13 protein-coding genes are annotated in these 12,093 nt (G+C 53.1%); 4 read left to right on the forward strand and 9 right to left on the reverse strand.

The genetic code is table 11. The features are described 5' to 3' along the window. Window positions 1-14: 14 nt before the first annotated feature. Both TA5113_RS01295 and TA5113_RS01300 read right to left on the reverse strand, forming a co-directional pair. Window positions 15-737, reverse strand: coding sequence for a GNAT family N-acetyltransferase (locus TA5113_RS01295; protein ID WP_058313697.1), 723 nt, complete (start codon window positions 735-737; stop codon window positions 15-17). After that, window positions 734-1,453 carry a competence/damage-inducible protein A gene (locus TA5113_RS01300; protein WP_058313698.1) on the reverse strand — a complete coding sequence of 240 codons (720 nt, stop codon included), beginning with the start codon at window positions 1,451-1,453 and terminating at the stop codon, window positions 734-736. The genes TA5113_RS01295 and TA5113_RS01300 overlap by 4 nt, the downstream gene beginning before the upstream one ends. A gap of 129 nt (window positions 1,454-1,582) precedes the next feature. Here TA5113_RS01300 and sfsA point away from each other — a divergent pair, with 129 nt between their 5' ends. Next, the gene (sfsA, locus tag TA5113_RS01305; protein WP_058313699.1) at window positions 1,583-2,287 is read left to right on the forward strand and encodes a DNA/RNA nuclease SfsA; all 705 of its coding nucleotides are present in this window, start codon (window positions 1,583-1,585) and stop codon (window positions 2,285-2,287) included. A gap of 68 nt (window positions 2,288-2,355) precedes the next feature. Then, a complete protein-coding gene (gene map / locus TA5113_RS01310; protein ID WP_058313700.1) occupies window positions 2,356-3,168 on the forward strand; it encodes a type I methionyl aminopeptidase in 813 nt (270 codons plus the stop codon). An 11-nt stretch (window positions 3,169-3,179) separates the two neighbouring features. Here map and rsmD read toward each other — a convergent pair whose 3' ends face one another. Both rsmD and TA5113_RS01320 read right to left on the reverse strand, forming a co-directional pair. Further along, entirely contained in the window at window positions 3,180-3,749 is a 570-nt protein-coding gene (rsmD, locus tag TA5113_RS01315; protein ID WP_058313701.1) for a 16S rRNA (guanine(966)-N(2))-methyltransferase RsmD, read from the reverse strand. After that, window positions 3,746-4,954, reverse strand: coding sequence for an NAD(P)/FAD-dependent oxidoreductase (locus tag TA5113_RS01320; RefSeq protein WP_058313702.1), 1,209 nt, complete (start codon window positions 4,952-4,954; stop codon window positions 3,746-3,748). Before TA5113_RS01320 ends, rsmD begins: the two co-directional genes overlap by 4 nt. An 87-nt stretch (window positions 4,955-5,041) precedes the next feature. Here TA5113_RS01320 and TA5113_RS01325 point away from each other — a divergent pair, with 87 nt between their 5' ends. Then, the gene (locus TA5113_RS01325) at window positions 5,042-5,530 is read left to right on the forward strand and encodes a peroxiredoxin (protein WP_058313703.1); all 489 of its coding nucleotides are present in this window, start codon (window positions 5,042-5,044) and stop codon (window positions 5,528-5,530) included. A gap of 37 nt (window positions 5,531-5,567) precedes the next feature. Here TA5113_RS01325 and TA5113_RS01330 read toward each other — a convergent pair whose 3' ends face one another. The 5 genes from TA5113_RS01330 to TA5113_RS01350 form a co-directional block, all read right to left on the reverse strand. Then, window positions 5,568-6,749: a GNAT family N-acetyltransferase gene (locus TA5113_RS01330; RefSeq protein ID WP_058313704.1), complete on the reverse strand. Its 1,182-nt coding sequence runs from the start codon at window positions 6,747-6,749 to the stop codon at window positions 5,568-5,570. A 43-nt stretch (window positions 6,750-6,792) separates the two neighbouring features. Continuing rightward, a complete protein-coding gene (locus TA5113_RS01335; RefSeq protein ID WP_058313705.1) occupies window positions 6,793-7,560 on the reverse strand; it encodes a glycerophosphodiester phosphodiesterase family protein in 768 nt (255 codons plus the stop codon). Then, the gene (locus TA5113_RS01340) at window positions 7,557-8,018 is read right to left on the reverse strand and encodes a RidA family protein (RefSeq protein WP_058313706.1); all 462 of its coding nucleotides are present in this window, start codon (window positions 8,016-8,018) and stop codon (window positions 7,557-7,559) included. Before TA5113_RS01340 ends, TA5113_RS01335 begins: the two co-directional genes overlap by 4 nt. Window positions 8,019-8,093: 75 nt before the next feature. Next, entirely contained in the window at window positions 8,094-9,392 is a 1,299-nt protein-coding gene (locus TA5113_RS01345) for an HlyD family type I secretion periplasmic adaptor subunit (protein WP_082625774.1), read from the reverse strand. Between the two features lie 5 nt (window positions 9,393-9,397). Continuing rightward, window positions 9,398-11,149, reverse strand: a complete 1,752-nt coding sequence (locus TA5113_RS01350) for a type I secretion system permease/ATPase (protein WP_058313708.1) — start codon at window positions 11,147-11,149, stop codon at window positions 9,398-9,400. A gap of 212 nt (window positions 11,150-11,361) precedes the next feature. Between TA5113_RS01350 and TA5113_RS01355 the strand changes: the two genes are divergently transcribed. After that, window positions 11,362-12,084: an MlaA family lipoprotein gene (locus TA5113_RS01355; protein WP_245627099.1), complete on the forward strand. Its 723-nt coding sequence runs from the start codon at window positions 11,362-11,364 to the stop codon at window positions 12,082-12,084. Window positions 12,085-12,093: the final 9 nt, after the last annotated feature.

Below are 12,093 nucleotides of genomic sequence, written 5' to 3' on the forward strand. Positions count from 1 at the left end.
CACATCTGCGGAGGCTAGGCTTTGATCCGGTAGTGATAGCTGCCGATATTTTGCATGCCCAATGACTGATAGAGCTTGTTTGCGGCTGTGTTAGTTTGCGTGCAAATGACCGAAACTGTTTCCCCGCCGTTTTCTAGAGTCCAAAATCCCGTGCGGATCATCGCCCAGCGTCCAAGGCCGTTGCGGCGCTGACGTGGTGTGATCTCAAGTGCGTGGATCATAGAAACGCCGTCATGCATGCTGACAAATGATGTGCCCGCAGGCTTATCGTTCCATCGGCTAAGCAGTCCAGTTTTTGGATATGCAGCACGGAGCATCACTTCAATGCGCTCTTGGGCGACGCCGCCCTCGGACCAAAGCTCTTCCATGATTGCCAAAGGTTCCCAAGTCGGGATGGCGACGGTGCGCGGAGGCGTTTCTATTGCAAGGTCTTTGGCGGCGATGGCGTAGACATTTACGGGATCAATGACGCTATAGCCTCGCCCGATCAGAATTTGGTCCAGCGCCCCTTCGCCCTCACGAATTTGAAACAGGCGTGATTGGCCAAGTGCATCCATCGCTGCTTCTGCTTCATCATAATTGGCACGAGCGAGAGGGGCGTTCAGTGTCGCCGCGGAGACCCGTTTGCCACCACCTTTTCCATCGCGCACGATGAAGCCGCCGATCTCGCGTTGCGATGCGCAAGGCCAAGTGGCTTCACATACGTCATACAGCTTGTCGATGGTCGGCAGGGTCACGCAAACATATCCTTAAGCTCTCTCATAAACGCATCGATACGCGTTTGATCCGTTCCGCGTGCGACCACGTTTGCACCATAGATGCCATTGTCTTGGAAAGGGTATGAGCCAATCGAAAGCTCGGCAAATTTTTCTGCCAACACCCCAAGAGGCCCTGCAAGGTCCCCTTCGCCGCGGTTGATCCTTAGGGTGGCGGATAAAAGCGGCGCGCCTCCGGTGATGTTGGGCAAGACACTGGCAACCATGGCTTTGAAAACCGACGGTACGCCCGCCATGACGTGAACGTTTTTGATCGTGAAACCCGGTGCGACAGAAACGGGGTTCTCGATCAAAGTTGCATCGTCCGGTATACGGGCCATCCGCAGGCGTGCTTCATTCAATTCACGCCCAGTACTCTCATAATGTGCTGCCAAAAGATCGCGGGCATCGTCGCGCACGTCGATATGCTGATCAAAGGCGGCGGCCACACAATCGGCGGTGATGTCATCGTGAGTTGGACCAATGCCGCCGGATGTGAAGACATGATCGTAGCTATCTGAAATAGAGCGGACTGTTTCGGTGATCATCGCCGCGTCGTCGCTGATCACACGCACTTCTTTTAAATCCACACCGCGTTCTGTTAGCTGCCCAGCCAAGTAATGCATGTTTGCGTCGCGCGTGCGTCCCGAGAGGATTTCATCTCCGATCACAATCATCGCTGCGGTGGGGTTTGGCATAAGGCTCTCCGGACGCTTTAGGGTCTTTGGTCGGCAAGATAGCGTGCGCCTTGACCGTCGCAAGGCCCGCTGGCCGAGAAAGCTCTAATGTGGCCTTTCTTATTTGAAATGCCCTGCTACTAAGTTCCCATGAATTTTGCAGAACCATTGATCCCGGCCACCTTGGTCCGTCGTTACAAACGCTTTCTATCTGACGCCGTTTTGCCGGATGGGCGTGAGATTACCGCCCACGTCGCCAATCCCGGCGCGATGCTGGACCTGACGGAGCCCGGAACCAAGATCTGGTTGGAACCCAATGATGACCCCAAGCGCAAACTCAAATTTGCATGGCGGATGAACGAGACCGATGATGGCACTTTGATTGGTGTGGATACATCGATGCCGAACCGCATAGTGAAAGAGGCACTTCTGGCGCGCTCTATTCCGGAGCTCGCGGATTACGAGAATATCCGTCCAGAAGTGAAATACGGGGAAAACAGCCGCATTGATTTTCTGCTGACCGACCCAGACAAGCCGGACCTTTACGTAGAGGTCAAAAACGTTTCTACCAGCCGGTCGCCACATCTTTCAGAGTTTCCTGACTGCGTGACCGCGCGCGGTGCGAAGCACTTGTTTGAATTGGCTGAAATGGCCCGCAGCGGAAAGCGCGCGATGATGTTTTATCTAGTACAGCGTACCGATTGCCATGAGATGAGCATCGCTGCTGATCTGGACCCTGCATATGGCGAGGCGTTCCAAGCGGCCATGGCGGCTGGCGTTGAAGTTCTAGCCTATGATTGCGCAATGTCGCCCCAAGGTATCTCGATCGGGCAAAGGCGTGCGTTTATTCGCTAGAGCCCCTCTGGTCCTTTGCCGCAAAGAGTCCTAAGTAAGGGGAAATTTGACGATTTGGAGCGTGCCTCATGATTGGTAAGGCCGGACGAACCCGCGACGGGATCAAAATCTATCAGCAAGCCGATTTTGCCGGCATGCATGCGGCAGGCGCGGTCACGGCCACGATTTTGGACGAGATTGCGGAATTCGTGTTTCCGGGCCAAACCACGGGTGAGATCGATCGGATCATCACTGAAAAGGTCGAAGCTGCAGGCGCGAAATCCGCTACGATTGGCTATCGGGGCTATCAGCACGCAAGCTGCATCTCGGTGAACCACGTTGTTTGTCACGGTATCCCGGGCGGCAAAGTTCTTAAGGATGGCGACATTCTGAACATCGACGTAACCACCATCGTTGACGGTTGGTTCGGCGATTCAAGCCGCATGTATGTGGCGGGGAAACTGCCACGCAAGGCGGAGCTACTGATTCAAGCCACCCATGACGCGCTGTTCAAAGGCATTGAGATCGTGAAGCCGGGAAACACCTTTGGTGACATTGGCCACGCCATTCAGAGCTTTGCAGAAAAGAAACGGATGAGTGTGGTGCGCGATTTCTGCGGCCACGGTCTTGGCCGGGAATTCCACGAGCCACCAAACGTGCTGCACTATGGCCGCCCTGGCACCGGTGCGGTGCTGGAAGAAGGCATGTTCTTCACGATTGAGCCGATGATCAACCTAGGTCGGCCTGAAACCAAGGTGTTGGCGGATGATTGGACAGCGGTAACCCGTGATAAATCCTTGTCCGCGCAGTTTGAACACTCGATTGGTGTGACCGCCGATGGGTTTGAGATTTTCACTCTGTCGCCAAACGGGACCTTCCACCCGACCTATAATACCGCGTGATCTGAGGGGCTTTAAGCGATCCCCTGATATTCTAAGAACGTCACATGTGTGTCGCCGTATTTGCGCTGGTCTAACAGCTCGAAACCCGGCGGCGCGAGTTGCGGCGCGTTCTCTTCAAAAACTACGAGCGCTTCTTTCGCGATCCAACCGCCCTCGGTTGCGGCGACAAGTGCTTTGCCGCCTAAGTTTTTGCCGTAGGGTGGATCGAGGATGATCAGATCGAAAGCCTCTTCGGTGTTTGCAGGCAGCCGCGCGGCATCTCTAGCAAGCACTCGGCACGCGGCCTTGCTCTTTGTAATTTGAATATTCTGGCGAATGAGAGATTGGGCTTTGCGCCCGTCATCCACGAAACACACCGCTTCAGCCCCGCGCGACAGCGCTTCAAGGCCGAGTGCACCTGTGCCGGCAAACAAATCCAAAACCCGTGCGCCGGTGATGGGGTCTCCAAATTTTCCGCCCATCAGGACATTAAATAGGTTTTCCCGCACGCGGTCGGTTGTGGGGCGCAGATGTGCGCTAGCGTCGCCTTTGCCAACCGATGCAAGCGCAGTGCCTTTAAACTGGCCGGCGACAATCCTCATGCCTTCAGCGTTGCCTTCAAGTCTCTGGTTGGATCGGCGACCAAGTCAGCACTTGGTGATTTCCCCGCTTCAATCAGACGTTTGCCAATCATGTAGTCGCGGGGTGCATTCATCGCATCGACCGCCAAAAGCGTGTCCCCCTGATAATACCAAACAGACTGGCTTGTTTCATCGGCTTTGCGGGTCACAACATTGTCGTAACCGGTGTTCAGTCCCGCAATTTGCAGTTTGACGTCATACTGATCGGACCAAAACCATGGCTTGGCGATGTAATCGGCCTCGGCACCCATGATATTTCGAGCGATGACCTCTGCCTGATCAATCGCGTTTGGTACGCTTTCAAGGCGGATGAGGTTTCCTTTGTAAGGGAACGATGCGCAGTCACCTGCAGACCAGATATTAGCAACCGACGTGCGCCCATGGGCATCTGTCTTGATACCATTCTCCAGAACCAAACCGGCCATCTCAGCCAGCGCTGTATTTGGTGTGATGCCAACACCGACAATCACGAAATCCAGATCCAGTGCGGTGCCATCGCTGAGCACCGCCCCGGACACGCGGTCGGTTCCTGTCAGGTTCTGCAAGCCAAAACCTTCCCGAATGTCCACGCCGCGCGCTTGGTGCAGGTTCCTGAAATAATCTGACGTTTCCGGTGACGCGACACGCTGTAGGATACGCTCTGACATTTCGACAAGTGTGACCTTTAGGCCCTTTGCCGCCGCCACCGCTGCCGCCTCCAGGCCAATGTAACCGCCGCCCACAATCAAAACATGGCGGCCTTCCAAGAATTCCGGCGCCATGGCGTCAGCGTCCTTGAGATCGCGCATCGTATAAACACCTGCAAGAGCGCCGCCAATGGATGCTGGCAGGCGTCGAGGCGCAGATCCGGTGGTCAATACAAGATGGTCATAGTCGAGCGTTTCTGAGCCAACTGATATGGCGTTCTGACCTGGTGACACATTGGTCACTTCCTCGCCAAGACGCACATCGATGTTGTTCTCTTCGTAAAAACGCGCAGGTCTTAAGAACAGGCGTTCAAGATCCATCTCTCCAAGCAGGTACTTCTTTGAAAGAGGCGGCCTTTGATAAGGCAACGCGCTCTCCGATCCGATCAACGTGATCTCTCCATCGAACCCTTCACTGCGCAATTTTGCGACACAAGAGGCACCCGCTTGCCCTGCACCAACGACGATTACATGCGACATGTCTGAACCTTCTCAATTCCCGTTGCCGAAGCTAATCCGAACCCTATATCTCTACGCGAAGGAAACGCAATTACGGAGATACACCAAATGTCTATTTCAGTCGGAGATTCTTTACCGGGCGCCACCCTATCGACCATGGGTGCAGATGGCCCTGAAACCGTCGATTTTGGCGCGATGACCAAAGGGCGCAAAGTGGTTTTGTTCGGCTTGCCCGGCGCGTTCACGGGGACATGTGACGCTGCGCATCTGCCAAGCTTCATGCGCACTGCTGACGCTTTCAAAGAAAAAGGCGTGGAAGAGATTATCTGTGTCTCCGTGAACGATCCATTTGTAATGAAGCGCTGGGACGAATCTGCGGGCGCGTCCGAAGCGGGCATCACGATGCTGGCAGACCCACAGTCAGAGTTGACCAAAGCGCTGGGGTTAAACTTCACCGTTGAACCGCTGGGTTTCTATGACCGTTGCCAACGATTTGCTCTGCTCGCTGAAGATGGCGACGTGAAGGTCATGAACCTAGAGGAACAAGCCGGTGTTTGTGGTATCAGCAGTGGCGAAGAGCTGCTGGAACAAGTTTAAGTCAATTGGGCGGCTAATAGCCGCCCTTTTTTTAATCCTAGTCCTGCTCTTCACGCTGTTCATTTCGGAATGGGCCATAAGCTGTCAGGACTTCAATTTCCTCTGCCACCGCTTCTCTTTCGGCAACCAAATAGCGGGCAATAGCGTCTGAGAAATTTGGGTCTGAAATCCAATGAAGCGAGTGAGTGGTGACTGGCAGGTACCCGCGCGCCAACTTATGCTCGCCTTGTGCACCTGCTTCGACGCGCTTCAAACCATGTGCGATTGCCCAATCGATGGCTTGATAGTAGCAAATTTCAAAATGCAGGCAGTTGTGATGCTCGGTGCAGCCCCAATAGCGCCCATAAAGCGTATCCGAGCCAATGAAATTCATCGCACCCGCAACCGCGATCCCCTCTCTTTCAGCGAAGATCAGCAGTACATCCTCACGCATCGTTTGATGAACGCGATCAAAGAACTCACGCGTCAGATAAGGAGTGCCCCATTTTCGCGCTCCGGTATCCTGATAGAAGACCCACATTGCGTCCCAATGAGCAGACGTGATCTCGTCACCAGTGTACGTGTTTATGACACCGCCGAAGGCCTGCGCCTGCGCCCGTTCCTTGCGTATGTTTTTGCGTTTTCGAGAGCTGAGATCCTCTAAGAAAGCGTCAAAGTCAGCATAGCTCTGATTGACCCAGTGAAATTGTTGGCCGGTGCGGTGGAGCAAGCCAAGTTGCTGGCCAAGCTCACTTTCTAGGCCCGTGCAAAATGTTGTGTGGATCGAACTAAGGTTGTTGGCTTTGGCAACTTCCATTGCGCCTTGCATCAATGCCGCTTGGCCCACCTGTTCAAAGCCGGGTTTTACCAAAAATCGACGCCCAGTTGCCGGTGTAAACGGGACCGCGATTTGTAGTTTCGGATAGTAGCGCCCGCCCGCGTTTTCGTATGCGTGTGCCCAGTTGTGATCGAATATATATTCGCCCTGACTGTGGCCTTTTGCATAAAGCGGCGCGCCAGCGATCATGGCTCCGTTTGCGTGTGCGGTTACATATTGCGGTTGCCATCCGGTCCCAGGACCAACCGATCCACTTTCTTCCAGCGCAAGTAAAAAACGATAGGTCGTAAAAGGATCTAACGGGCGTGTCCCTTTGCCTGGATCGGCGCAGGCATCCCACTCTGCTTGAGGGATGCTCGCAAGAGACCCATGGACCTGAATTTCGATGGCGGTGTCTGACATAACGGCTCCCACTCGGCCATATTTGGGTCAGAAATCGGCAGCTTCAAGCAGGATGTTGGGCAAGGTACTGTTCAAACGTAATGTTTTCCGCCACTTCACGTGCTTTTGCCTCTATCGCTGCGGATGTCACCGTCCAGCACAAGATATTAGCGCCGTGCGATTTGAGTTCGGCGACACGCGGCCGGTTTAAATCAGCGACTTCGTGGCTGATGAAACTTGCGCGACTGCGCTCATAATCCGGAATATCACGCAATTGCTCACAGACCGTTCGCGACAGGGGTGCCCAACTTTCTGGATCGTACGCGCTTGTGACGATACCGCGCGGTATATCCGGGCAAAGATCAGCAAGTAGCGCGACAGTATTCGGGTTGAATGACATGACCGCGAGAGGGCCCTCATAGGTGTTCAAAAGGTTTGCAGCGGCTTTTTCCAAGGGCCCTACATCGGTCCCCATTTGCCCGTCTTGGTCCTTAAGTTCAATGAGCAGCGGCACCTGCCCATCAATGAGTTTAAGAACCTCGTCCAAAGTCGGAATTGTTTCCGAGCCGCCTTTGAGCGGGATGGCTATTAAGTCTTTCGCCGACTTTTGGCGAATGGGACCCGATGCTTCGGTCAGGCGGTTTAACCCATAGTCATGGAAAACCATCGCGACATCGTCGCTGGACAGTTGCAGATCAATCTCGATCCCGTATCCCAAATTTATCGCGGCCTTAATTGCGGCGCGGCTATTTTCGGGCCGCCCCTGAGCCACGTCGTGTAGGCCGCGATGGGCAAGGGGGGTGGTCAAAAATCTATGATCCAAGCGGGTCATTTAACTTGGAAAACCCCGTCGATTTCCACAGCGACGCCAAAGGGCAGGGACGGCGCAGATACCGCAGCGCGCGCGTGCTGCCCGACTTCGCCAAGCGCATCACCAAATAGATTAGACGCACCGTTGATCACCTGAGGCTGCTCAGTGAATTCTAAGGTTGAGTTCACAAAACCGGTCAACTTCACCACTTTCACCAAACGGTCGAGATCTCCGTCGCATGCAGCTTTGACCTGAGCCAAAAGAGCGATAGCACAAGCCTTCGCTGCTTCCGCGCCCGATTCAACATCCATCGTGTCTCCCAATTTTCCGATGATCAAACCATCCGGACCTGATGGGATCTGACCAGACACGTAGACCATGTCACCTACCTTTACGTAGGGTACATAATTCGCTGCCGGCGCAGGTGCTTCAGGCAAAGTGATACCCATTTCTGCGAGCTTGGTTTCGAAAACACCCATCACAAATCTCCTTTGAGTCGCTGGCGCGAAGCTATGCGCAGCAATGCGATTTGAGAAGGGCGATTTTGCGGTTGGTCAACTTTCGCGCATCGCGCGCGAGAAATAATTCGTGAAAGGTTCCAGCAAGTAAGTCAAAGGCGTTCGGTCTTTTGTTCTTAGAAAGGCATCGACCGGCAATCCTGGTCTCAGAACAAGGTCGTCCGGTAATTTCGCAAATTCGACCGGGTCGACGCGAACTTCAGCGCGATAATAGGTTTTCCCAGTGATTTCGTCCGCAAATGTGTCTGCGGACAGGTGTGCGACGACGCCCATAAGCGGTGGTGTTGTTTTTTGGTCCAAGGCAGACAGCCGAAGGTCGACTGATTGGCCTATATAGACTTCATCTACCTGAGTCGGCGCGACTCGCGCGACGACGCGCAGCGATGCATCTTTCGGGACGATGTACAGCAACGGTTCCGCGGCGATGATCACCGATTTTTCTGAGAAAACCGACATCCCATGAACGTGACCGGACACCGGAGCGCGGATTGTCATTTGTTCAAGGCGCCGTCTTTGGGTGTTGAGGGTTTGAATCAATTCAACTTCCTGCACCTCAATATCTCGCAGAGTTTCGATCGCCCGTTCGCGATATGCTGCTAAACGTCGCGTGGCTTCAATCTCAAGTTCAGTCTGCCGACCTGATGCTTGGGCACGGGCGGCCTTCAGTGACCCAATTTGACCCTGCAGATCTGCTTCGTCTCGCAGTAAGGACCGCACCTGATGAGACCGCGCCAATCCCTTTTTTAGAAGAACTTCTTGATCCAAGAGTTCCTTCCGCAGCAACACCAGTTGTTTTGATAAGGCGTCATTCTGGGCGTCCAGCCCAGCCAATTGATCGTCGATTTGCGCACGGCGTTCGTGAATTTGGTCGGTTTCTTGACGCAGTGCAGTCTGACGCGCTTTGAAGAGGTCGGATTGCCCCTCCAGCAACGATTGAACATCTGAATCTTTTGTCGCGATATTCAGAAGCTTTGCGTCGAAGGTGATGCTGTCGGCTCCATTGCGCTCGCTGATAAGTCGCCCGCGCCGCGCCGTAATTTCGAACAATTGCCTTTGCAGAATTGCGATGGTGGATTCCAAGCGATTTGTGTCCAATTGAATCAACGGATCACCGGCGCGCACCCAATCGCCTTCGTCTACAAAAATGTCAGAGACAATTCCGCCCTCGAGATGCTCGACCACCTGTCGCTTTTGACCTGCTTCGATTTGGCTCGGAACAATGAGAGCGCCAGCGATCTGGAAGCCTGTCGCCCAAGCACCGAATCCAAAAAACAAGAATCCTATGGCGATCAAACCAATCCAAACGTGCCTTTTTGTTGAATCTAGATTCCCCACTGTTACTACTGCATTCCCATTTGGGTGCGCGCGGTCTCAAGCGCTTGTTCTATGCCGCGGTGGTTTGAAACCGCCTTACGCAAAACACGGTCTCTTGCTCCGAAAGCATCGACACGGCCGTTCTTAAGAACAAGCACATTTTCGCATTCTCGGATGGCATCCGGTCGTTGAGACATGATGATGACTGATTTTTTTGCCGTCTTCATGCGTTTTATGGAACGGTTGAGAGCGGCTGCGCCAGAACTGTCGAGATGAGAGCTTGGTTCATCCAAAACCAAAATCACTGGGTCCGAGTAGAGCGCGCGGGCCAACGCGATACGTTGCAATTGACCCGCAGAGAGGAGCTCATTGGCATTGTTAAAAACAGTATCGTAACCTTTTGGAAGGCTTAAGATCAGCTCGTGCGCCTCAGCCCATTTCGCTGCCTGAACAACTTTTTCGGAGTCTGGTTCTGACGAAAGTCCAGCGATGTTCTCTGCAATCGTAGCTTCAAATAGTTCAACATGCTGAGGCAGATAGCCGATATATTTTGCAAGCTGAGCGATTGGGTATTGATCGATTGAAGCTTGGCTCAGCTCTATCTTTCCTGAAGTGATCGGCACTGCGGTCACTAGGGCACGCGCCAAAGTGGATTTCCCTGATGCAGATGGCCCAATCACGCCAAGGGCCTCACCTGGTTGTAGATTGAAATGAACGTTTTTTAGAACGACACGATCGTTTAGATTAGGCGCAACGCTTAGCGCCTTAACATCCAACCTCGCCTTGGGCTTGGGAAGTTCGATAGGTTGGGCTATGCGTGGTGCTTGTGTGAGCAAAGCAGCAAGATTCCACCAACTCTTACGCGCATTTTGAAAATTCGACCATTGACTGATGGCGATTTCAATTGGTGCCACGGCACGTGACGCCAAGATTGAACTGGCAAGCACCGCGCCCAGCGAGAGTTCTGATCGCACGACCAAATGCGCCCCTGTTGCTAACATGGCTGATTGCAACAACAATCGAAGCGTTTTGATTGCTGCTGAGAACCCACCCGTTATATCCGAACCTTGCAGGTGGTGCGCATGCAGATTTCGGATGTTTCTCTGCAAACGTTCGAAACCGCTGCCTTGAATGCCAAGACCCTGAAACGAATTGGGGTCACGGCCTAGCATGTTTCTTAAACCTGATCCTTGATGAGCGAGCTGATGCGCTTTTTGCCGCGGGTTTTGGGATAGGTGCTGATTGAGGATGGCGGCAAAAATCAAAAGGATGGTTCCCAATAGTGCCACGTGACCTAGCCATGGGTGGAAAACAAAGAGGCCCAGCAAGAATATCGGGGTCCACGGCATATCAAATGCTGCTAACGGACCGGGGGAGGCGGTAAAGCGTTTGAGCGTCTCGAGGTCTGACAGCCCCCATTGCGTTCTATGCGACGCAAAACGGGAAGGGGGCGTGAGCAGAGCGTCAAACACACGTTTCTCAAGTTGCTCATAAAATTTTTCAGCAATGCGCGCCAATATGCGTCCACGGACATAATCCAGCACTCCCATAATCAGCAAAAGAAAGACGACTAAACCTGTGAGTACGACGAGGGTTTCAATGCTTCGGCTCATCAATACCCTATCATAGATCTGCAACATATAGATCGGGCCAGAGAACATGAGGAGATTGGTAATCGTACTGAAGAACGCTACGATCCAATAAAACGCGCGGCTTTGACGACGCGCGGCGCGTAACTCTTCTAGTCCGCTTGCAAACTCTTTCAGATTTCTTGCCATGAGCGTTTAGATAGCGCTCATTTCCAAAGAAATGCTTACGAATTGAGCGGGAAAACGCCTGTGGCGCGTCGGACACAGCTTTTGTGCATAATCAACGTTGGGTGTAGTCTATTCCAATCGATATTCTAAATGGAAACTGTCTGATTCAGTCGAGAAAACCAGTGCCCTTTGTAATTCCTTCTTCGCGCCAATTTCTGCGTGGTTCTATTTTATTGAGTTTCATTTCTTTGGTGGGCGCATGCGCGACGCCGCGTGATAGCGTGTCTTCGGCTGAGATCTACGATCCAAACGAAGCCGCAAACCGTGAAGTTCATGAGTTTAACCGCAAGGTGGATCGCGTGTTATTTCGTCCGGTGTCAAATGGTTACGGCAATTATGTTCATGAAGACCTTCGCATGTTGGTTTCAAATTTTGCTGACCACCTGTCATTGCCTGCGGACATCGTTAACAATTTGCTGCAGGGCGATTTAAAAGGAGCTGGCGGTAACAGTTTTCGTTTGGTTTTCAACACTGTTTTTGGTTTCGGCGGGATTGTTGATCCAGCAGACGCAGTTCATGTGCCACGTCGGGAAACCGATTTCGGCGAGACGTTCCACGTTTGGGGTGTAAAAGAGGGTGCGTATGTGGAATTGCCGCTTCTGGGCCCATCGACTGAGCGTGATACCGTCGGAACGATTCTTGATTTTACCTTGGATCCGGTATCGGTATTTCTGCCGCGCCCGGAGAAATATGTCGGTACCGCAGCCAACTTCGCAGACTTAATGGGTGACCGTTATGATTTGCGCGCCACCATCGACTCTGTCCTCTACGAAAGCGCAGACAGCTACGCGCAAGCACGGATTCTTTACTTGCAAAACAGGCGCTTTGCGCTTGGGGTAGAAGTGGAAGAGGCAGAAACTGATTTCGATCCGTTTGCGGATCCTTTTGCACAGTGAGAGTGAAAC

This window comes from Cognatishimia activa (assembly GCF_001458335.1).
GTDB classification, from domain to species: Bacteria; Pseudomonadota; Alphaproteobacteria; order Rhodobacterales; family Rhodobacteraceae; genus Cognatishimia; species Cognatishimia activa.